We start from the raw sequence: 21,803 nt of genomic DNA on the forward strand, positions 1-21,803 counted from the left end.
TTATGGTCTTTACCCCAATACTATTCTATGACTAGATGAAAGAGGAAATGTTGTGCGGTTTTTATTTTTATTGTTTGCCATATTACCCATAGTAGAGATTGCCCTATTAGTTCAGGTGGGCGGGATAATTGGTGGCTGGAATACTATTGGGCTAGTGATATTAACCGCATTCATTGGTGCTTATTTTGTTAAGCGCGAAGGTATAGCAACATTACAAACCGCACAGGCCAAAATGCAGCGCAACGAACTGCCAGGTAAAGAGATGGTAGAAGGCCTAATGCTGGTAGTTGCAGGTATTTTATTGGTTACCCCAGGCCTAATCACTGACGTTCTTGGCTTTATGTTTGCCTTGCCAGGTTCTCGCCACCTTATTGCTTCGCAGCTAAGTAAACATATGAAACTGCGGGTAGTGACTCAAGCGGGCGGCTTTAATCAACAAGCTGGCGGTGCCCAGTATAACCCGTTTGAAAACCCATTTAATCAGCAACAGTCTGGTCAACCGGGCAGCTCAGATAACGGCGATGTGTTTGAAGGTGAATTTTCAGACAAAACCCAAAATGACCCAGACAAACGCCTTAAGTAATGTGTGCTTTAGGCCTTAAGTGTAAGCTTTGAGCATTAAAATCAATTTTTTTACATTTTTTTGCTCAAAAACCCTTGAACTTGCATGGCTACTCCCCCATTTATCCTCGCAGACACGATTTTAACTGCTCGGTAACGAGCAACCCAAGCATACGACATACAAATAATTGTGTGTCGACAATCATTAACTTGAATAGTGAAATTTTCAGGAGACTTGAAAATGGCAATTCGTCCTTTACACGACCGCGTAATCCTTAAACGCGCAGAGCAAGAAAGCAAATCTGCAGGCGGTATCGTTCTGACTGGTTCAGCAGCAGAAAAATCTACACGTGGCGAGATTATCGCTGTAGGTAACGGCCGCATCCTAGAAAATGGCGATGTTAAAGCGCTAGACGTTAAAGTTGGCGACACCGTTATTTTTAGCGAAGGCTACGGCGTTAAAACTGAAAAGCTGGATGGTGAAGAAGTTCTGATCCTAAGCGAAAGCGACATTCTTGCGATTGTTGAGTAATGACAACTAACGTTAAACGAATTAAGAGAGGAATTTAATCATGGCAGCTAAAGAAGTACGTTTTGGTAACGACGCTCGTACAAAAATGCTTAAAGGCGTAAACACGCTAGCAAACGCAGTGAAAGTTACACTAGGTCCTAAAGGCCGTAACGTAGTACTAGATAAGTCTTTCGGCGCTCCTACCATCACTAAAGATGGTGTATCTGTAGCGAAAGAAATCGAACTTGAAGACAAGTTTGAGAATATGGGCGCACAGATGGTTAAAGAAGTTGCGTCTAAAGCGAATGATGAAGCGGGTGACGGTACTACTACCGCTACCGTGCTTGCACAAGCTATCGTAACTGAAGGTCACAAGTCTGTTGCTGCAGGCATGAACCCAATGGATCTTAAGCGCGGTATCGACAAAGCAGTTATTGCTGCGGTTGAAGAGCTTAAAGCCCTATCTACTGATTGTGCTGACAGCAAGTCAATTGCTCAGGTTGGTACTATCTCTGCAAACTCTGATTCAGAAGTGGGCGACATCATTGCTCAAGCAATGGAAAAAGTAGGTAAAGAAGGCGTAATTACCGTTGAAGAAGGTCAAGCACTTCAAAACGAACTTGACGTTGTTGAAGGTATGCAGTTCGACCGCGGTTACCTATCTCCTTACTTCATTAACAACCAAGAAAACGGCACTGTTGAACTAGACAGCCCTTTCATCCTATTGGTTGATAAGAAAATTTCTAACATCCGTGAGTTGCTTCCTACCCTTGAAGGCGTAGCAAAAGCAGGTAAGCCACTGATGATCATTGCTGAAGATGTTGAAGGCGAAGCCCTAGCTACACTAGTAGTTAACAACATGCGCGGTATTGTTAAAGTTGCTGCTGTTAAAGCACCTGGCTTTGGTGACCGTCGTAAAGCAATGCTTCAAGACATCGCTATGCTTACTGGTGGTACGGTTATCTCTGAAGAGATTGGTCTAGACCTTGAAAAAGTAGAGCTAGAAGACCTTGGTACTGCTAAGCGCGTTGTTATCAACAAAGACAATACTACTATTGTTGATGGTAACGGCGATGAAGAAGCGATTGAAGGCCGTTGTGCTCAAATTAAAGGTCAAATTGAAGATTCTTCTTCAGACTACGACAAAGAAAAGCTTCAAGAGCGTTTAGCTAAGCTTTCTGGCGGTGTTGCAGTAATTAAAGTTGGTGCAGCTACCGAAGTAGAAATGAAAGAGAAGAAAGACCGCGTTGAAGATGCACTTCATGCAACTCGCGCCGCGGTTGAAGAAGGTGTAGTACCTGGTGGTGGTGTTGCGCTAGTTCGTGCAGCAGCTAAGCTTGCTAGCCTAACTGGCGAAAACGAAGACCAAACTGTAGGTATTAAGCTTGCACTACGTGCAATGGAAGCGCCTTTACGTCAAATCGCTAGCAACGCCGGTGCAGAAGCATCTGTGGTAGTTAACGAAGTGAAAAATGGCGACGGAAACTATGGTTATAATGCGGGCAACGACACGTACGGCGACATGCTAGAGATGGGTATTCTTGACCCAACTAAAGTAACACGCTCTGCACTACAGTTCGCAGCATCAATCGCTTCACTTATGATCACAACTGAAGCCATGATTGCAGATATACCTCAAGACGAAGCAGCGCCTGCAATGCCTGATATGGGCGGTATGGGCGGAATGGGCGGCATGATGTAATCAATTGCTGCCTCTTATAGTCCTTTTAAATCAAGGGTTTATGTTTAATGTATACAGTTAAGTATACGCAAATGTAGACAGTGATGTAGGACGAAAAGAAGCTTTAAGGAAGGCGTTGGGTTTAGACTCAGCGCCTTTTTTTATTAAGTTTTGGGCAGTAGTGTTGAAATAACTGTCTATATATACAATACTGTGAAAAAAATCAGTTGGTGCGCAAATGAATACTTATGAATTAATTAATCTGGATGCCGTGGAATGGCTTAAATCGTTGCCCTCAGAGTCCGTAGATTTATTTATTACAGACCCTCCTTACGAGTCTTTGGAAAAACATAGGTCTAAAGGAACTACGACTCGATTGAAAGTAAGCAAAGGGTCGTCAAATAAGTGGTTTGAAATTTTCCCCAACGAAAGATTTGAAGACTTATTTATAGAAGTTTTCCGTGTACTTAAAAAGAACTCGCACTTCTATCTCTTTTGTGACCAAGAAACAATGTTCTATGTAAAGCCTATAGCTGAGAGATTGGGGTTTAAGTTCTGGAAACCATTGGTGTGGGACAAAGAGAAAATTGGTATGGGTTATCATTATCGTGCCCGCTACGAATTTATTCTTTTCTTTGAAAAAGGTAAAAGGAAGCTAAATAACCTTGGTATACCAGATGTTTTGAGCTGTGCGCGTATAAGGAACGGATACCCCACTGAGAAACCATCGGAACTGATAAAAACATTGGTAGAGCAGAGCACTGTAGAGGGGGACTTAGTTGTTGACCCGTTTTTTGGCTCAGGAAGCGCGGGTGTAGCGGCGCTTGAGCTTAAAAGGAATTTCATGGGCTCTGATATTTCAAAAGATGCTCACGAGCTAGCTAACGAAAAACTGTCCGTACTTGGTGAATGTGTTAATGTTAAAAATAGTGCGAAGTTTGAAGAGTCCACATTGGAAATATCAAAAATAGAGGCAGTTGAACAGAAAAATTTAGAGCTAAACTACGCTTAAAGAGGTTGTATGAGTATAGATTCAGGGACGAAATATAGGGATTGGGTTTCAGGTTATATATATGAAAACTTTTCTGGGCGAGGCATTAAGATTTATCAAGAGGTTTCGGTAGGCAAAAGTATTATCGGCAAAAAGCGGACGGTAGATATTTTAGTCTTGAATGAGGCGCAGAATGTAGCAGTTGCTTTGGAATGTAAGCTGCAAAATGTTACCGGAACAGCTGATGAGAAAATACCTTATGCCTTGAATGATGCTCAGTCGATGCAAATGGATAAGTATGTAGTCTATGGCGGAGATGGTTTTAGCAAAGGCGTCAAGCACATGCTGGAAGCCCATGAGTTGGCTTGCTATGCAAAACCACGTAATATGCAAGAAGCTGATTTCAGAAGAACAGCTGACACGAGGGAGTTAGACCATATATTGGCCATGAAATTTAACTGGTGGGACATCGTTGTCTTCAATAAATCGGAATTCACTGGCAGTTCGAGCTTGTAAAAGTGTATTAATTACGCCTTTACGATTATTCGAATTCGATCCGTCAATACAGATTACTTATTGTATCCTAGTGATAGCGCAAATAGCCCCATGTACTCTCATTCGATGCATTGTTGACTGCTTTTATACAAGCTTTTTTCTTCGCTATCATTATTATGCCTTCAAGCATCATGGAACCCACACGCTGGTAGATACAGATATTTGTAAGCAATAATTCTTACTAGGGTCATTTTTATCTAGATTAAGTGCAAGGGTTTCTTTGACAGCCTTAATGCTATTCCTTCGTCCTTACGAAGCCTATCCAATAGACTACGTCGATTCATATTATGCTTGAATCAGTAGAGAATAAGTTGTTAATAGATGAAAAAAGAAAGCCCGTCATAAGACGGGCTAAAAGAAATTCTTAGGGTGTTGTTATTAACGGCTTAATCCCAAACACCAACAGGGTTATCCCAAACACCAACAGGGTTATCCCAAACACCTACATCTTTTGTTGTAACTAACATGTATTAATCTCCGATTTTCCTTGGTCAGCCTAATATCTATAGCAAACCAGTGTATTTAAGACAACTTTTTTATACGAAAGTTCGCTTCTGAGGATTAATTTCAACCCTTCAATGGGGGACAAGATTTTACTCCCTATCATCAGCGGATGCAAATGGTTGTTTAGGTTTTTCTGGTTTTGATTTGTGCCACCAAAACGTTATTCCTTGGTACGGGAATACCCCGTGATTTAGTTTATATTTTTTTCTGCGAACATTTGGGTTCTGTCGATCACTTTCTAAATCTTCAGGGTGATTTGATTTAGCTCCAACCTCAATACCTAGAGGAAAGCCAATTTCAAGCTCCATATACTCTGTGGGGGTCAACGTTGTCCAAACCTCGGTGTCGTCATACTTCTTAAAAGTTCTAGAGCAAAATGATACCTTAAAACCTTTACCATCTTTAGTTGATGGAAGGTTGACCGTAGTTTCAAATTCTTTGACCCCTCGCCCTTTACTATAGGAAATTAGTTTTTTCATTTCATCATGTGAAAGCTCATTGTCACCAATTGTTGCTTCATGTATTTCAAGGGCTTCTTGGAGCCGTGGATCCAAATCACATGATACTCCACAACGGATGGGGTGATTTTTAATTTCCAAATCACTTAAGTTATAAAGTATATGAGTAGTAGTTACATCACAAACAAGTATCTTATTTTTTTCAGAATCACTGAGGCCTAGCTGGGCGGCTAACTCATCAGTAATTTCACTAAGCTCATATGACATTGAAGCATCACGTTTAATGAGCGCTTGATCTAATACTGATCGTTTAACTTCTTTAAAAATCAGGTCGGGAATAATTTTTTTAAATACGGCACTTAATACATCTTTGCTAACTTCCTGCTGAAATACCTTAAATTCCTCATTTTGTTTTTTTCTTGTCATTGACTCGACTGTATAGCCGAGTGCGGCAGCAATCATTAAAGCAACACCAGCCTCTTTGAAGAATAAGCTAATAATTGTGGTTACTAGTTCTGGGCTTGATATTTTTGGAAGGACGTAAGATAAGAGCTTAGAAAGTAATATCGATACAAACCCGGCGGTAAATACTTTTATCAAAAATATCTTGTCTTCAGAATCCCAAAATTTAAGCGTTTCTTTTGAAGTTATATTGACATCACTATCGTCCTTGCTGCTTTCTTTGTCACTTGCGTTTATTGTCATATGTTCATCCTTGTAGTCAAAAAATAAATATATCAGATGCTTGCTGATTTTAGAAAGAACTTGGGTGGGATAGGAATGAAAAAATTTGCCGGCTGATGGTTAAAAAGAAAAGGTAAAAGTAAGTATTGGTCTTTGTTTGCATGCCCTACGTAACTAGAATTAGATATTTGCTATAAGACAAAATTTTTAAAACTTACTGTACGTTTGCTTAAACACGATTACCTGCTATAAATTCAATAGTATAACTCTGAAAAATAATCGTTCGCCGCTAGCGTACATACATGTAACAGTGACTTGCTTGCAGCGAGCACATATTAAAAGAGCAACCTGCACAATGGATGTGAAGAACAGTGGCATAAGGAAGGCGTTACCTGTTTTAACGTTTACATTTTTTGTTTTTGCGCTAATTCTCGTCTGGTGTTTTTTTACCCTAAATCACAGTAATTTCTTTCATCAATTAAATGTTAGGCACTTCAAATACACGTCTGAATTAAGCGAGCAAATTTCTGCGCCCGCAGAACTTTTTTCAGAAGCGCACCCTGTGAAATTAGATGATATTCGTCAAACCATTCTCAACATTCGTGAGCAGCCTTTAGATTGTTTGTCGATGATTGGTAATACAGAGCGTTTTATCATGAAAATTATTGGCACAGAGTCGGTTATTGATATTTGTACTCGCGACGTTCAAAGTGCTAATAGTTCATTGGCTGCGCTGGCCGATTATAAAGCGGGTAATGTTAGTCAAAAAACATTACAAGACCAGATTGTAAAATCGCTTAGGGATTTTAGAACAAACTCTTCTGACTTTGAGATGCCCGTCGAGAAAACGGTAAATTTCGTGGCTAACATTACCCTCTCTATTATTATTTTGTCATCAATAGTGGTTTTGTTATTTGCTGCATTTATTTCTCGGGCTGTGTCATCGGGGCTTACCAGCAGGGAAGAGGCGATGAAAGCCTTAGCTGAAAGCGAGAAACGAAATAAACAAATGGCGCATACCGACGCGTTAACGGGCTTGCCGAACAGAAACTTGCTTGAACATACTGTAGACAAAGCCATTAATATGTCGGAGCGCAGTAATTTGCCCTTCGCGGTGATGTTTATTGATCTCGACCGCTTTAAAGACATTAACGATAGCTTAGGTCACGCGTTAGGCGACACGCTTTTAGTCACTATGGCGCAGCGAATTTCCGATGCAATTCGCGCTACCGATGTGGTGGTTCGTTTTGGTGGTGATGAATTTGTGGCGGTAACAGACTGTTTTGAATCAATTGAAACCATTGATTTCATTGCCCACAGAATATTAGACACTATCAGTAAACCTGTGCGGCTTGGCAATAACGACTACTATATCACTGCGAGTATAGGTGTAGCCTGCTACCCACAAAACGGCGCCAATTCGTCATTGCTGCTAAAGCACGCCGATACGGCAATGTACCAAGCTAAAGAGGCGGGCAAGAATCAGTATCAAGCATTCGATAAATTATCGGCCATTAAACAAAACCGCAAACTAAAACTGGTAAGTCAGCTTCATCATGCTATTGCTAACAATGAGTTTAGCTTAGTTTATCAACCCATTGTTAGGCTTGAGGATGGCGTGACAGTTGGGAGTGAAGCGCTATTAAGATGGACTAACCCAGATAACGAAGCCATTGGTCCCGATGAGTTTATTCCTATTGCCGAGCATTCTGGACAAATTATTGATATAGGAAATTGGGTATTACAACAAGCGTGCGAACAATGCAAAGCGTGGCATGATGCAGGTGCTAAACATCATGCTATGGCAATTAATGTGTCATCACATCAGCTTAAAGATCAGCATTTTGCGCAAAGGCTCGCAGATATTCTGGCTAGCTTATCGTTGCCCGCAGAGTGTATACATATTGAGGTAACCGAGAATATTGCCATTATGGAAGAGCAAGCCTGCGTTGCATCGCTGTATAGGTTATCTGAGCTTGGTGTTCAACTGTTACTCGATGACTTTGGTACGGGGTATTCGTGCCTAAGCTATCTTAAGAATTTACCTTTTGATGTATTAAAAATAGACAAGAGCTTTATGCCTGCAAATAACACTATTGCTAGCACCATTATCGCCATGGGACACGAACTGGATATGGAGGTGGTAGCTGAAGGCATTGAAACTGATATGTGTTACGCAATGCTACAGAAGCTAAACTGCCAATATGGACAGGGGTATTTGTTCCAAAGGCCAGTGCCAGCTAGTGAGTTCGATATCTACAAGCAATACAAATGCAGTGTTCCTGAGCTAGCTTAATAGCGCAAACGGTAAGTGTTTTAAGTCAGTTGGCTTAGCGTATTGCTATTAAGCCAACTCACTTGTCACCTAAGCAGGAACACAATTAGCTGGCGTGCTCTCAATCAATTAATCAATCAAATCTAATGTCATCACAACACGCGGTTGGCTGCTTGATACCGGCGGTGAACGATGCACTATTCCAGCGTTCTCATTACCTTGCCACAACTCTCCCTTTAGAATTGCGACATCACCCGTTTCCAAGGTTTGTATATCTTGTGCTGTACGATATAAACCCGAATGGTCATCGGTTAATGCGCCGCTTTTGTGGCCTAGCATTGTGCGGTCGGTGTTATCGTGTTCTAGCCACTGGCTGCCCGGTCCAACAAAGGTGGTCACTAAACGGCAAGATACTCTATCAACATGAAAACGAGGGCACATGGCCTTGTCTAATGTTGATAACCTAAAACCAATGGTATTAGCCTCAAACAAGCAGATAAACATGTCGACGAGCTCGGCTATATAGGTATGTAATTGGGGCGCAAAAGGTTGGCCGTCGGCTAAGGTGCGAATATAGGCTTCGGCTGAATCGGAACTTAATTGTCTTGCAGCAGTAAGCTTGCCGCCACCTTTTACGAAGGTAGCTAACGAGGTTAAAAAGGTATCGTCTAAGTGGCGTTGCCAAATCGCAATATTACACTCGTCGTTATAGATATCGGTAAGCACAATAGGCTCTACCGACGTACTCGACTTTTTAATGCGCTTATCAGTAGTCGGGGGGCTTTCGGTTAAGGGGTTAGCAGCTAGCGCTTGTGCCATTATAAACCCTCCCAACGAGGAAATGGATCGGGAAGGGTTCGCCAATAATCCACCCCCTTTATAAGGCTTTCATCGTCTAGTAAGCAAGTATCCAAGGTTTTGGTAATTGTGGCTTCATCAAGGTTTTGCCCAATAAAGACTAACTCTTGGCGCATGTCGCCGAAAGGTTCCATCCATTGCTTTTCTATTGAGGCCAAATATTCTTCATCTTCAGGCCATTCTGACTTTGGCAGAGCTTTCCAAAACATACCACCATAACCATAATGAGCAATACCACCGGCTTGGCTCCATTGTCCCGCACACTCAGGCCGCGAGGCTAACCAAAAGTAACCTTTGGAGCGTAGTAACTTTCCGTAGTTTTCGGTGGTATGCAAAAAGTTATAAAACTTTTGCGGGTGGAAAGGACGGCGTGCATGATAGCTAAAACTACTAATGCCATACTCTTCAGTTTCTGGCGTGTGTTCCCCCCGCATTTCTTTAAGCCAGCCTGGGGCAAGCTGGGCTTTCTCGAAATTGAATAGTTGTGTGCCAAGCACCTCATCAATATCGATATTGCCTTTATTTATAGGAATAATTTTTGCCGATGTATTTAAGCTTTTCAAAATAGCGGTTAAATTAGCAACATGTTCCTCGTCTACCAAATCAGTTTTGCTGACTAGGATAACATCGGCAAATTCAACTTGATCTACGAGCAAATCAGCGACACTGCGCTCGTCCTCTTCACCAAGGGATTCACCGGTTTCTTGTAAATACTTGGCTTCTTCGTAGTCTTTACTGAAGTTGACCGCATCAACCACTGTCACCATGGTATCTAAACTAGCAATATCTGATAACGACACACCGTCTTCATCGGCAAAGGTGAAGGTCTCTGCCACGGGAAGGGGCTCTGATATACCGGTAGACTCAATAAGCAAGTAGTCAAAACTGCCATCTGTCGCTAGGCGGTTAACCTCTAGAAGCAAATCTTCCCGCAACGTGCAGCATATGCAGCCGTTACTCATCTCAACCAACTTTTCTTCACTGTGATTCAGCGACACATCACTTTTAACGATAGAAGCGTCAATATTAACCTCGCTCATGTCGTTAACGATAACCGCCACGCGTTTGCCTTCACGGTTATTAAGAATATGACTAAGGACAGTTGTTTTACCTGCACCTAAGAAACCTGACAGCACAGTAACGGGGAGTTTATTACTCTTCATCGGAATTCGCTCAAAATATTTAAGGTTAATATTGTTATAATATAACATATCATTGCTGGCAAGTTCGAAAATAGTGAATTGGGGGGTATGGGCAGTTGAAAATGTAGTTAAGGTGGATAGATTTAACGTAAATTTATTTCTTCATTTAAGTATATTTCTAACGTTCTAAAAGCCTCAGGGCGATAGCTGCGGCAGAGGTTTTATTGTCTACTCCAAGCTTTTTGTATATCTGTTCAAGATGTTTATTTGCTGTCCGAGGACTAATATCAAGAATTTGAGATATTTCCCAACTCGTTTTACCAAAAGAAATCCAGTAGAGAACTTCAGATTCGCGTTTGGTGATAGGTAAATTTTCTTGTAAGTATGTAGATGTTTTGCTCGTCGAAGGTTCTACAACTTTAAGTAAGTGATAGGAATCTTGAATACCTAAATATTGAATGGGCAAAGGGGATAAAAAGCAGTTTATTGTCAATATAGCCGACTCTTTCAAGTCGCTACTTTGAAGCCAAGGAGCAAGCTTTGTTGAGATACTCGCCCACGGGCTAGTGTCCTTGCCACATATTTTTTCGATAAACTGATGAACATTTGGAGTTGCCCAAGACAAGCGGCCTTCAGGGCTTACACAAAAAGTATTGCTGCCCGTCCTATCAAGCGCACTTTGTGCACTCAAGGCGAGCTTCGCTGTTTGTATGTGGGTTTTTATTCGAGCGATGACTTCATCAGGGGAAATAGGTTTGGTGACGTAATCAATCCCTCCTGCATCGAAACCTTTTACTACATCGTCTATTTCAGTTAACCCTGTCATAAATATAATTGGGGTGTTAGGGAGTATCTTCTTCAGTCTCTTACAGGTTTCAAAACCATCCATTTCAGGCATAACGGCATCGAGAAGTACAACGTCGGGTTTAACTTTCTCAACAATAGCCAAAGCTTGAATACCGTTTAAAGCTACAAGCGCGGTGAAACCTTGGGTATTTAATGCGACATTTAACATCCCCAGCGACTCGGGGGAGTCATCGACAACTAGCACGACATCACTGATATTATTCATGAATACACTCACCTAAATATCTGATTATTTCTGGAAAGTTACATTGGGAAATATGTTGCTTTATATTTGACTCTACATCAGGCGAAAAATAATGATGGGTTTCTATTTCCGTTAGCTTGCTATTAAACCCAGATAGATACCCAATTTCAGCTAATGTAATCAATTCTCTGTAGTGGTCTGATGTGACGGGCGTTCGTAGCTGTTTTTTTGTCTGCGTTATGCTTGTGGTTTCATTGGGGGAATATTCCCAATTAAGCTCTAACAACTGCCCAATTTGATTGAATAGAGAGTCTAAATTAAACGGCTTTGAAATATACCCGTTATGCAGTTGGGTTTGGGCCGTATGGTGCTCTAACTCGCGAGCGTTGGCTGAAACCATGAGTACTGGCATCAACCAACTATCTATTCTTAGTGTTGACAGCAAATCCCATCCACTCGAGTTAGATAATTTTACATCTAATGTAACTAAGTCAATGTGGTGATTTTCTAATTGAGAGAACGCTTCCTTCTCATTTTCCGCTAGCAATACATTAAAACCAAGTGGAGTTAATACATCTTTAAGCAACTGCTGTTGATGAGGCTCATTGTCTATCACTAATATAGTTTTACGCGTGCCTGAGTATGCACAAACTTGTTGGCTATGATTTTCCGGCGTGGTTTGATGTTGAATAATGCGTGGAAGCATTAAGCGCAAAGTAAATGTTGAACCTTTCCCTAGTAAACTTTTAAAGCTTAGTTCGCCGCCCATCAATTCAGTTAATGAGCGAGATATCGTTAATCCTAACCCAGTGCCACCAATCGCCTGTGTATGTGTATTTCTAATTTGCTCAAAGGGCTGAAAAATGGTTTCTTTATGTGCTTCGCTTATACCGGAACCAGTGTCTACAACAACAAAGATCGCGACTTCATTTCTATATTGAACATCGAATCTAACGTTACCGGTCTCTGTGTATTTGATAGCGTTAGATATTAAATTAATCAATATTTGCCTAAGTCTTTGCTTATCGCCAACCACTACATCGGGAAGCTTTGTACTGATGTTAGTGTGAAAATTGAGACCTTTCTTACTTGCCTGCAATTCAAACATATCGATGAGTTGTTTCAGTATGGCTCTAATATTAAATTCATCACGGTGAAGTGTTAGGCGGCCAGCTTCTATTTTTGATATTTCCAACAGGCCTTCAATCAAGTTGGCGAGGTGCTCCCCATTTCTTCGCATGATGCCCATAGTGTCCCGTTGTTTTTCACTTAAACTACCGTCTTTACCTAAAAGCTGTGAATAGCCTAGCATCACATTTAATGGAGTACGTAGCTCATGGCTCAATCCCGCTAAATACCGGCTCTTGGCTTCATTTGCAGCCTCTGCAGCATTCTTTGCTTTTTCAAGCGCAATGGACGTTACTTCATGGGCTCCTATTTCATCGGCCAAAGCTGACGCTTGGGAACGAAGTTCCTTAAGGGCTATTCTGTTAGCACTTCTCGCTAAAATAAATAGCCAACTTAGAACACCGATAATAATAGAGAGTAAGAAAAATATTTTAATTAGCATATCTGCAAAGAGTACATTTGCATCTGAGGTAGAAGGTACTTGAAGGTAAACTAAATATAATATGCTGGCACTAACACAACTTAGCGCAAATGTTAGCGCTATAAATTGTGACATAGGGGTAGTTAAGGTTTTAAGGAGGTCGATACTTAAAAAGCGGTGAAAAAACACTTGGGATTGTGTGGAGAGCGTAGCTTCTGGCCTACATATATCTCCACACTTTACATCTAATGAACAGCATAGCGAGCAGATGACCCCACTATAGGCTGGACAAAAAGTTATATCCTCCTGCTCAAATTCATTTTCACATATGCAACATACACAGCTGGCTTGTGTAATAGCTACTTTATTATCAACCAAATAGTATTTACCACCGGTGAGCGTTCCAATGACAGGAACCAAGATAAAAGGTAAGAAAAAGGCAGCGTATGAGGCGAGAGCTTGAGTTGTTTCACCATACCAGCCGTAATGGCCCGTTATACCGATGAAAGAAGACACGAACATTGCGCCAATCCCCACAGGGTTAATGTCGTATAGATGAGAACGTTTAAATTCAATGTGTTTAGGGCTAATACCTAGCGGTTTGTTTATAATTAAATCAGCTACGACAGAACTTAGCCATGACAATACCAATACAGAATAAACGGATAACATGGTCTCTATCGTTTGGTATATGCCTAACTCCATTAACAACAATGCGATTACTACATTGAACATGGTCCATACCACTCGGCCGGGATGAGTGCGAGTTACACGAGAGAAAAAGTTAGACCACGCTAATGAGCCTGCATATGCATTGGCGACGTTAATTTTTAACTGGGAAATAACCACAAAACTACAGGCAAAGATAAGGCTTATAGTCGGGTTGTCAAAAACTAAGCTAAAAGCAAGGTTATACATGTGTGCAGGATCGTCGGCTAAGTCAATATCCATGCCTTGAGTAAGTGCAAAGTACGCTAGAAAAGACCCTAAAAATAACTTTAATGCGCCAAAAAGAATCCAACCAGGGCCGGCAGCTATCAAAGCAAACCACCATTTAAATCTGCCAGCTTTGGGTCTTTCCGGTAGAAATCTCAGAAAGTCTACCTGCTCACCAATTTGCGCAACTAAGGAAAGTAATATAGCTGAAGCACTTCCGAATAGAAGTAAGTTGAAATTGCCTGCCTCGGTTTCATTTTCGCCAATTCCAGTAAAAGCAATCCAGTCTTTGAAATTGCTGTCAGGATGCTGAAATACGAAAAAGAGAGGCACTAACTGAAGTATTACCCAAATAGGTTGAGACCAAACCTGAAATCGGCTTATATAACTAACCCCATGCGTAACTAATGGAAGTACTATTAATGCACTAATCACATACCCGATTTCCAAAGATATGCCAAATAGGATGTGCAAGGCCATCGCCATGATAGCTGCTTCAAGTGCGAAAAAAATGAACGTAAAAGAGGCGTAAATTAGTGAGGTTATAGTAGAGCCTATGTAACCAAATCCGGCCCCTCTGGTTAACAGGTCTATATCGACGCCGTATTTTGCCGCGTAGTAACTGATAGGCGTGCCGGTCAAAAATACAACAAACACCACTGACAAGATTGCCCATGCCACGTTAATGAACCCAAAATTAATTGTGGCGGCACCACCAATAGCTTCTAGTACGAGAAAAGAAACAATCCCGAGGGCAGTTCCTGCAACCTTATTCAAAGACCACTTTCGAGCTTTCTTCGCGGTAAAACGCAAAGCGAAATCTTCCATCATTTCATTCGCAACAAGTTTATTGTAACTGCGTCGGGTCGGAATTATTTTTTGATTAGATTGCATTTTAAAGTGCTACGTTTTTTTGAGTTATTACAAAGAAATACATTATTTATCAACGAACTTTCGTTGTTTAGATCTTCCCATCTTACATAAGTTAAACCACTTAACCATGCGTATTTATACGTAGGTGGTTGCGTGCTTTTGCGCATTCTTTTCATTGCATTCAAAACTCATAATGAACGTGTTGGAAATAAACACAATAAATAGAGCTCACTGACCATGTGCTGATTACTTTAATAAAGGAATGCAAATGAAACTAGCCCAAACATTAAAACCGGCCGCGGCCGTTGGATTTATCGCTTTGAGTCTCACAGGTACGGCGCACGCGGACGATAAATTTAAATTAACTGACAGTCTTTCGGTTACTGGCTTTATTGATATGTCGTGGTCGTCAGTTGACGTTGAAGGAGTTGGCACCGAACAGTCATCCGGTTTAGATCAATTCGAAATAGATTTTCTTTATAGTTTTGACAGTAAGTTTTCAGCGCAAGTTGACTTGGAATACCAAGACAACGGAACTGGAGAGGAAGTCGACATTGAACAAGCTTTTATTTCCTACGCAGTATCAGAAAATTTTAGTGTAAAAGCAGGACGTTTTCTTAGTTATACAGGTTGGGAAACGGAAGAACCAACGGGTCTCTATCAGTACTCAGGAACTGGCTATGCCGCATACTTTTACGGTGGTTATCAGCAGGGAGTTTCAGGTTTTTACAAGGGAAATGGCTACCAAGTTGCCTTGTCATTGGTTAACGATTTAGGGGACTTAGAAGGTGAGAACAGGGATACAGATCATCCTGCGTTTGAAGCAATGTTAGCAGTTACGCCCACTGAAGCCACAATTGCAAAAGCTTTTTATTCAAGCGACAAGCTCGACGGAACAGATGAAACTACCACACTGGTAAATTTGTGGGCCGCGTATATAGAAGGCTCTCTCACCCTTGCCGTTGAATATAACACTTCAGAAAACGCTCCAGCTTATGCCTATCGCTATGGCATCGATTCAGAAGCCTCTGGTTACTTAATCATGGGCAATTACGCAATGAACGATTTTGCTATTACTTTACGTTATCACGACTATGCAATCGATGATGCAAGTGGCGCAGAAGTAGAAGATGGCAGCGCTATCACGATTGCACCAAGCTATACCTTTACCAAAAACCTATGGGTGGTATTTGAATACCGAATGGGTGAACAAAATGGGGTAGATGTAGACCTTATGGCCCTTGAAGCACTAGTTACTTTCTAAGCTAATTCAATCACATTGATAAAAGGAATACTCAAATGAAATTTAAAAAGATCGCCCTCGCCAGCACAATTATAGTTAGTACATTTTGCTCTCAAATCGTGTTAGCGGCAGATACTATTAAAGTAGGTGTACTACATTCGCTGTCGGGCACCATGGCAATATCAGAAACAACATTGAAAGACACAGTGTTGATGATGATTGAAGAACAGAATAAAGCGGGCGGTATCCTGGGTAAAAAGCTAGAAGCTGTGGTAGTTGACCCCGCGTCAAACTGGCCGCTGTTTGCAGAAAAAACTCGGGAGTTACTGGCACAGGAAAAGGTCGATGTGATTTTCGGTTGCTGGACGTCAGTGTCAAGAAAATCCGTATTGCCCGTAATTGAAGAGCTCAACGGCTTGTTGTTCTACCCTGTGCAATACGAAGGGGAAGAGTCTTCGAAGAATGTGTTCTACACAGGCGCAGCGCCTAACCAGCAAGCTATACCAGCGGTAGATTATTTAATGAATGATATCGGTGCTACTCGTTGGGTTCTAGCAGGAACTGATTATGTATACCCACGCACGACAAACAAGATATTAAAAGAGTATCTGAATGCGAAAGGCGTTAAAGACGAAGACATTCTTATTAACTACACCCCATTTGGTCATTCTGACTGGCAAGGTATTGTTTCTGAGATCAAAAAGTTCGGCTCAACAGGCAAGAAGACTGCTGTGGTTTCTACAATTAACGGCGATGCGAACATTCCATTTTACAAAGAATTAGGCAACCAAGGCATTTCTGCAGAAGATATTCCAGTGGTGGCATTCTCTGTAGGTGAAGAAGAGCTTTCGGGCTTTGATGCAGCGCCTCTTGTTGGACATCTTGCTGCTTGGAATTACTTCCAAAGTGTTGAATCAGATGAAAATGATGAATTTATCGAAAGTTGGCAAAGCTACATTGGTGATGATGAACGTGTAACCAATGACCCAATGGAAGCAACTTATATTGGCTTCAAAATGTGGGTAAAAGCGGTAGAAAAAGCAGGCACTACAGATGTAGACGAAGTAGAGCAAGCGATGATCGGTATCGCAGTGCCTAATCTCACAGGAAGCATCGCAGTTATGAATGCAAACCATCACCTATCGAAGCCCGTGCTAATAGGCGAAATTCAAGAAGATGGTCAATTTGAAGTGGTTTGGGAAACACCAGATACAGTGATTGGTGATGCGTGGTCAGACTTTCTTCCGAGTTCAAAAAACCTCATGTCGGACTGGACTGCACCACTTCGTTGTGGAAATTTTGATGTAACTACGGGTAAGTGTTCGGGTTAGAAGTTTTAAAGAGAGTGGAGAAGCCTGGCTACTGACATACAAGTAGCCAGCCTCCATGACGTTAAGAGCCTGAATCCCAAACGTACTTTAAATAGAGTGTATTTACCACTGTTAGTACAAGAGCATCTAGAAGCGGCTTAAACGTTGTGCATTAAGCTTTGTATAAGAGGAATATAAGATGATTCGAACGCACACCCGGTGGGTTAGTTGGTTATTCATCTGCTTAATATGCTTGTGTAAAGCACCTGTATATGCACAAACAGCAGATGTTCAGACCGTTCAACCTAGCAATGAGAATGACGCTGCACTTTATTCACTCGCAGCTAAATTGCCAAGCGCGAAGTTGAACCAAATGGAATCTTTGGTAACAGAAATTAGCCAAGTTCCTCACCCAAAAACCCGAGAAATATTGTCACTAGTGTTGAACGGTGACTTGTACTATATCAAATCAAATAGGCTGCTTGTTGCCGCTATAAAGGTAGGTAAAGAGTACGAACTAACTGATGTATTGCATGACTCAGAACTCGCATCGGTTAAAAAGTCGAAAATTAGAAAGGTACGCACAAACAACCGACTGCGGGGTTTAATCCGAAGTGCTATCGCTGTACTAGACTTAAATTCCCCTAATAAGGATGTACGTCTACAAGCCGTAAAGCAGTTACTCGACAATCCGTCCACGATGGGGTTAGACGCTATCACGCTACGGCTTGATAAAGAAGAAGACCCAGAAGTGTCAGAATTAATGAATGTGGTGCTTTCATTAAACCAGCTAAAAACGGGTGAGCATCAAGCCAAACTAGTTGCTGTTAGTGATTTAGAAAGTAGTCTGCAGCCTGAAGTGCGAAATACCATGGCAAATATATTAAGGGAATTGCCACAAAGTCAGCGCAATGCGCAAGAAGCAGAACTAGCTGCGGCGCTCAATGAAGTCATTAAAAATATAGACGCAAAGCGCAGCCGCTACGGATTTATTGAAAATGTATTTTTTGGATTAAGTTTAGGCTCAGTATTATTGTTAGCTGCAATTGGCTTAGCAATTACTTTTGGCGTGATGGGTGTAATTAACATGGCGCACGGCGAAATGATTATGCTGGGCGCTTATACTACATATGTCATACAAATTACTTTTCCGTCCCTTATCGAATATTCGCTATTAATGGCTATTCCCGCTGCCTTTTTAGTTTCGGGGTTTGTGGGGGTATTAATTGAGCGAGGCGTAATTCGCTTCTTAAAAGGGCGCCCGTTAGAGACATTATTAGCTACGTTCGGCGTATCTTTAATACTTCAGCAATTAGTGCGTACGGTTTTTTCTCCACTTAATAGACAGGTGCAGGCGCCTGAATGGATGACGGGATCTTGGGTTATAAATCCCGTCTTTTCGTTAACCTACAATCGGCTATACATCATTATATTTTCGCTCGTTGTGTTTTTTACACTGATGTTAATCCTTAAAAAATCATCATTAGGTTTGCACGTTCGCGCTGTATCACAAAACAGGGACATGGCACGCGCGCTTAGTATAAAAAGTGACTGGGTAGATGCTGCTACCTTTGGTTTAGGTTCGGGTATTGCGGGTGTAGCGGGTGTAGTGCTTAGTCAATTGACCAACGTCGGACCAAACCTAGGTCAGGCCTACATTATCGATTCATTTTTAGTCGTTGTATTTGGTGGAGTAGGCAACTTGTGGGGAACGTTAGTTGCGGCTATGTCACTCGGTACAATTAATAAATTTCTTGAACCTATTACGGGGTCTGTGCTGGCAAATATTATCGTGCTGGTAGGCTTGGTATTGTTTATCCAAAAACGTCCGAAAGGCTTATTCCCACAAAAGGGTAGGAGCGCAGACTAATGACTAATTTATTAAACGTTTTTCAAGAGAAATTTAAAACGCTGAGCAACCTTCATGTAGTGGTGAGCGTCTTATTTCTATCAACCGCTTACGTAACTTTTTGTAATCTGGTTTTCGCTGACGGTGCTTTGTTACACGTTAGTGACTACACAGTAAGTCTTTTTGGAAAGTATTTGTGCTATGCACTTTTGGCCTTAGCCGTTGACCTAGTATGGGGTTACTGTGGCGTGCTTAGCTTGGGGCACGGCGCCTTTTTTACACTCGGTGGGTACGCCATGGGCATGTATCTTATGCGTCAAATTGGTGACAGGGGTGTTTATGGCAATCCCGACCTTCCAGATTTCATGGTTTTTCTCAATTGGACAGAAATTCCTTGGTATTGGGCAGGAAGTAGCAGTGCAATTTGGATGGTTGTGATGGTGTTTCTAGGGCCTGGGTTACTTGCCTTTATTTTTGGAACACTGGCGTTTAGATCGCGAGTAAGCGGGGTGTATCTATCTATTATGACCCAAGCAATGACATACGCCCTGATGTTGGCATTTTTTAGAAATGAAATGGGATTTGGTGGCAATAACGGACTAACCGATTTTAAAGAAATATTCGGTTTTTCTTTGCAAAACCCCAGTACCAAAATTGGGTTATTTGTTGCTACAGCCATTGCATTAGCAATTGGTTATGCCATTAGTCATTTTATAGTTTCTTCAAAAATGGGAAGAGTTATTACCGCTACGCGAGATGCAGAAAGCCGCGTTCGCTTCGTAGGGTATAAGCCAGAGCATTATAAAGTATGGATATTTGTCGTTTCTGCAATGTTAGCCGGTTTAGCAGGTGCCCTTTATGTTCCTCAAGTTGGCATTATAAACCCTGGTGAGTTTTCTCCGCTCAACTCAATAGAAATGGTGGTGTGGGTTGCGATTGGCGGACGCTGCACTCTTTATGGTGCGATCATCGGAGCTATTGTAGTGAGTTACGCGAAGACACGATTCACCGCTATTATGCCAGAAGCCTGGCTTTTCGCCCTCGGAGGACTATTTGTATTGGTCACGCTTTTACTTCCAAAGGGTATAGCAGGCTTGCTACCTAATATCTTCGACAAACTATCAATGTTTAATAGTGGGCCTACAACTTCAAAAGAAGAAGCTCCCTCCCATGTAGGTACTAAAAAGGAATTAGAATGATGACCGCTCAAACTACTAAGAGTCCTCAGCTTGCTAATAAAACTCCTCAGCTTGTTGGTAAGCATCCAGATACGCGCCATGGTGTAATTCTATACGTTGAAGATGTAAACCTAAGTTTTGATGGTTTTAAGGCGCTTAACAACTTGAACCTTTACATCAATAAAGGTGAATTACGATGCCTAATAGGGGCGAACGGTGCGGGCAAAACAACGTTAATGGATGTTATTACTGGGAAGACGCGGCCTGATTCGGGCAAAGTTAATTTCGGCCAAAACATAGATTTACTCAGTATGGACGAGTGTGAAATTGCAAGAGCAGGTATTGGACGTAAGTTTCAAAAGCCCACCGTCTTCGAAGCGCTCAGTGTATTTGAAAATATTGAACTGAGTCTGTCAGGTGATAAAGGTATTTGGGCATCTTTGTTTTATAGACTTTCCCCAGAGCAAAAAGACAGTATTGATAACATTTTGCGAACTATAGGGTTAGTAAATGAAGCCTATTATCCCGCAGGCCGATTGTCCCATGGACAAAAGCAATGGCTTGAAATAGGTATGTTATTGGCTGCCGATCCCAAGTTGCTATTAGTTGATGAGCCAGTAGCGGGTATGACGGGGCAAGAAACTGAACGCACCGCTGAACTTCTAACATCATTAGCGGGCGAACGCTCCGTGGTGGTAGTCGAGCATGATATGGCGTTTGTTCGCTCAATTGCTCGTCAAGTTACCGTGCTGCATCAAGGCTCTGTACTTGCGGAAGGCACCATGAATGATATCCAGTCGAACCCAGAAGTTATTCGAGTATATTTAGGCGAAGAAACTGATCATTAAGCATTATCAAACCTGTGCGAAGGCATTAACATTATGATAGAACTACAGAATATTGATCAACAATATAGCGGTACTCAAATTCTTTGGGATGTGAATCTGAAAATAGAAAAGGGTTCTCGAACCGTTATTATGGGCCGAAATGGTGTTGGCAAAACAACGTTGCTAAACGTCATTATGGGGCTGTTGCCAATAAGCGCTGGCAAGCTCACTATTAACAATAAAGATATGTCTAAAGCCTCGGTAGAGTCGCGACCAGAGATAGGTGTAGGCTATGTACCCCAGGGGCGTCATATTTTTCCTCAGCTAACCGTTGAAGAAAATTTGAAGATAAGTTTAAACTGCAAAAGGCAAACTAGTAAGACTATACCTGAGCATATATTTGAACTCTTCCCTGTTTTAAAGGAAATGTTGCACAGACGAGGGGGGGACTTGTCGGGCGGACAACAACAACAGTTAGCGATAGGTCGAGCGTTGGTGTTAAACCCTGATATTTTGATATTGGATGAACCTAACGAAGGTATCCAACCAAATATTGTGCAGCTCATTAGGGATGTGTTGTTGAAGTTAAATAAAGAGCAAGGGCTAACTATTGTGTTAGTGGAGCAAAAGCTTCCTTTCGCAAGAGCGGTGGGTGAAACCTTTGCATTGATGGAAAAAGGTCAGGTAATTGCTACAGGCGATATGCCGGATTTAAACGACGAACTTGTTAGTAAGTATTTAGCCGTATAGCTTATGTATTGAAATGG

General features: G+C 41.6%; 17 protein-coding genes. 12 read left to right on the forward strand and 5 right to left on the reverse strand.

Annotated elements, in window-relative coordinates; genetic code table 11:
* The first annotated feature begins 52 nt into the window (after positions 1-52).
* From AAC006_RS04995 to AAC006_RS05015, 5 genes are all read left to right on the forward strand, one after another.
* Entirely contained in the window at positions 53-583 is a 531-nt protein-coding gene (locus tag AAC006_RS04995; RefSeq protein ID WP_013786602.1) for an FxsA family protein, read from the forward strand.
* A gap of 219 nt (positions 584-802) precedes the next feature.
* On the forward strand, positions 803-1,093 hold the full coding sequence (locus AAC006_RS05000) for a co-chaperone GroES (protein WP_013786601.1): 291 nt from the start codon (positions 803-805) through the stop codon (positions 1,091-1,093).
* Between the two features lie 40 nt (positions 1,094-1,133).
* Positions 1,134-2,774: a chaperonin GroEL gene (gene groL, locus AAC006_RS05005; RefSeq protein ID WP_208804604.1), complete on the forward strand. Its 1,641-nt coding sequence runs from the start codon at positions 1,134-1,136 to the stop codon at positions 2,772-2,774.
* Between the two features lie 217 nt (positions 2,775-2,991).
* Entirely contained in the window at positions 2,992-3,765 is a 774-nt protein-coding gene (locus tag AAC006_RS05010; protein WP_339348870.1) for a site-specific DNA-methyltransferase, read from the forward strand.
* A gap of 9 nt (positions 3,766-3,774) precedes the next feature.
* Positions 3,775-4,260, forward strand: coding sequence for a PD-(D/E)XK nuclease superfamily protein (locus AAC006_RS05015; RefSeq protein WP_126874094.1), 486 nt, complete (start codon positions 3,775-3,777; stop codon positions 4,258-4,260).
* 632 nt (positions 4,261-4,892) lie between these two features.
* Here AAC006_RS05015 and AAC006_RS05020 read toward each other — a convergent pair.
* Positions 4,893-5,966 (reverse strand): hypothetical protein, encoded by a 1,074-nt coding sequence (locus tag AAC006_RS05020; protein WP_208804601.1) that lies wholly within the window; start codon positions 5,964-5,966, stop codon positions 4,893-4,895.
* Between the two features lie 541 nt (positions 5,967-6,507).
* On the opposite strand from AAC006_RS05020, the gene AAC006_RS05025 reads away from it, so the two are divergent.
* Entirely contained in the window at positions 6,508-8,241 is a 1,734-nt protein-coding gene (locus AAC006_RS05025) for an EAL domain-containing protein (RefSeq protein WP_339890828.1), read from the forward strand.
* A gap of 108 nt (positions 8,242-8,349) precedes the next feature.
* Here the strand turns inward: AAC006_RS05025 and AAC006_RS05030 are convergent, their stop codons facing one another.
* The 4 genes from AAC006_RS05030 to AAC006_RS05045 all read right to left on the reverse strand — a co-directional run bounded on the left by AAC006_RS05030 (position 8,350) and on the right by AAC006_RS05045 (position 14,650).
* Positions 8,350-9,039 (reverse strand): DUF1826 domain-containing protein, encoded by a 690-nt coding sequence (locus tag AAC006_RS05030; protein ID WP_013786538.1) that lies wholly within the window; start codon positions 9,037-9,039, stop codon positions 8,350-8,352.
* Positions 9,039-10,241, reverse strand: a complete 1,203-nt coding sequence (gene zigA, locus AAC006_RS05035) for a zinc metallochaperone GTPase ZigA (protein WP_041453178.1) — start codon at positions 10,239-10,241, stop codon at positions 9,039-9,041. The genes AAC006_RS05030 and zigA overlap by 1 nt, the downstream gene beginning before the upstream one ends.
* Before the next feature lie 157 nt (positions 10,242-10,398).
* Positions 10,399-11,292: a DNA-binding response regulator gene (locus tag AAC006_RS05040; protein ID WP_013786536.1), complete on the reverse strand. Its 894-nt coding sequence runs from the start codon at positions 11,290-11,292 to the stop codon at positions 10,399-10,401.
* Positions 11,285-14,650: an ATP-binding protein gene (locus tag AAC006_RS05045; protein ID WP_013786535.1), complete on the reverse strand. Its 3,366-nt coding sequence runs from the start codon at positions 14,648-14,650 to the stop codon at positions 11,285-11,287. Before AAC006_RS05045 ends, AAC006_RS05040 begins: the two co-directional genes overlap by 8 nt.
* A 247-nt stretch (positions 14,651-14,897) precedes the next feature.
* Between AAC006_RS05045 and AAC006_RS05050 the strand changes: the two genes are divergently transcribed.
* From AAC006_RS05050 to urtE, 6 genes are all read left to right on the forward strand, one after another.
* Entirely contained in the window at positions 14,898-15,893 is a 996-nt protein-coding gene (locus AAC006_RS05050; RefSeq protein WP_012519291.1) for an outer membrane beta-barrel protein, read from the forward strand.
* Between the two features lie 35 nt (positions 15,894-15,928).
* The gene (gene urtA, locus AAC006_RS05055; RefSeq protein WP_013786534.1) at positions 15,929-17,203 is read left to right on the forward strand and encodes an urea ABC transporter substrate-binding protein; all 1,275 of its coding nucleotides are present in this window, start codon (positions 15,929-15,931) and stop codon (positions 17,201-17,203) included.
* Positions 17,204-17,381: 178 nt separating this feature from the next.
* Entirely contained in the window at positions 17,382-19,052 is a 1,671-nt protein-coding gene (gene urtB, locus AAC006_RS05060) for an urea ABC transporter permease subunit UrtB (RefSeq protein ID WP_013786533.1), read from the forward strand.
* Positions 19,052-20,230 carry an urea ABC transporter permease subunit UrtC gene (gene urtC / locus AAC006_RS05065; RefSeq protein ID WP_185864210.1) on the forward strand — a complete coding sequence of 393 codons (1,179 nt, stop codon included), beginning with the start codon at positions 19,052-19,054 and terminating at the stop codon, positions 20,228-20,230. The genes urtB and urtC overlap by 1 nt, the downstream gene beginning before the upstream one ends.
* Positions 20,230-21,057, forward strand: coding sequence for an urea ABC transporter ATP-binding protein UrtD (gene urtD, locus AAC006_RS05070; RefSeq protein WP_013786531.1), 828 nt, complete (start codon positions 20,230-20,232; stop codon positions 21,055-21,057). The genes urtC and urtD overlap by 1 nt, the downstream gene beginning before the upstream one ends.
* A 33-nt stretch (positions 21,058-21,090) precedes the next feature.
* Complete coding sequence (gene urtE / locus AAC006_RS05075) at positions 21,091-21,786, forward strand: urea ABC transporter ATP-binding subunit UrtE (protein WP_013786530.1); 696 nt, start codon at positions 21,091-21,093, stop codon at positions 21,784-21,786.
* Positions 21,787-21,803: the final 17 nt, after the last annotated feature.

This window comes from uncultured Alteromonas sp. (assembly GCF_963976965.1).
Taxonomy (GTDB): domain Bacteria; phylum Pseudomonadota; class Gammaproteobacteria; order Enterobacterales; family Alteromonadaceae; genus Alteromonas; species Alteromonas naphthalenivorans.

Bases quoted from the DNA above. Each gene is read 5' to 3' on its own strand.
- AAC006_RS05000 (WP_013786601.1), top strand. From the start codon at position 803: ATGGCAATTCGTCCTTTACACGACCGCGTAATCCTTAAACGCGCAGAG.
- groL (WP_208804604.1), top strand. From the start codon at position 1,134: ATGGCAGCTAAAGAAGTACGTTTTGGTAACGACGCTCGTACAAAAATG.
- AAC006_RS05010 (WP_339348870.1), top strand. From the start codon at position 2,992: ATGAATACTTATGAATTAATTAATCTGGATGCCGTGGAATGGCTTAAA.
- AAC006_RS05015 (WP_126874094.1), top strand. From the start codon at position 3,775: ATGAGTATAGATTCAGGGACGAAATATAGGGATTGGGTTTCAGGTTAT.
- AAC006_RS05020 (WP_208804601.1), bottom strand. From the start codon at position 5,966: ATGACAATAAACGCAAGTGACAAAGAAAGCAGCAAGGACGATAGTGAT.
- AAC006_RS05030 (WP_013786538.1), bottom strand. From the start codon at position 9,039: ATGGCACAAGCGCTAGCTGCTAACCCCTTAACCGAAAGCCCCCCGACT.
- zigA (WP_041453178.1), bottom strand. From the start codon at position 10,241: ATGAAGAGTAATAAACTCCCCGTTACTGTGCTGTCAGGTTTCTTAGGT.
- AAC006_RS05040 (WP_013786536.1), bottom strand. From the start codon at position 11,292: ATGAATAATATCAGTGATGTCGTGCTAGTTGTCGATGACTCCCCCGAG.
- AAC006_RS05045 (WP_013786535.1), bottom strand. From the start codon at position 14,650: ATGCAATCTAATCAAAAAATAATTCCGACCCGACGCAGTTACAATAAA.
- AAC006_RS05050 (WP_012519291.1), top strand. From the start codon at position 14,898: ATGAAACTAGCCCAAACATTAAAACCGGCCGCGGCCGTTGGATTTATC.
- urtA (WP_013786534.1), top strand. From the start codon at position 15,929: ATGAAATTTAAAAAGATCGCCCTCGCCAGCACAATTATAGTTAGTACA.
- urtB (WP_013786533.1), top strand. From the start codon at position 17,382: ATGATTCGAACGCACACCCGGTGGGTTAGTTGGTTATTCATCTGCTTA.
- urtC (WP_185864210.1), top strand. From the start codon at position 19,052: ATGACTAATTTATTAAACGTTTTTCAAGAGAAATTTAAAACGCTGAGC.
- urtD (WP_013786531.1), top strand. From the start codon at position 20,230: ATGACCGCTCAAACTACTAAGAGTCCTCAGCTTGCTAATAAAACTCCT.
- urtE (WP_013786530.1), top strand. From the start codon at position 21,091: ATGATAGAACTACAGAATATTGATCAACAATATAGCGGTACTCAAATT.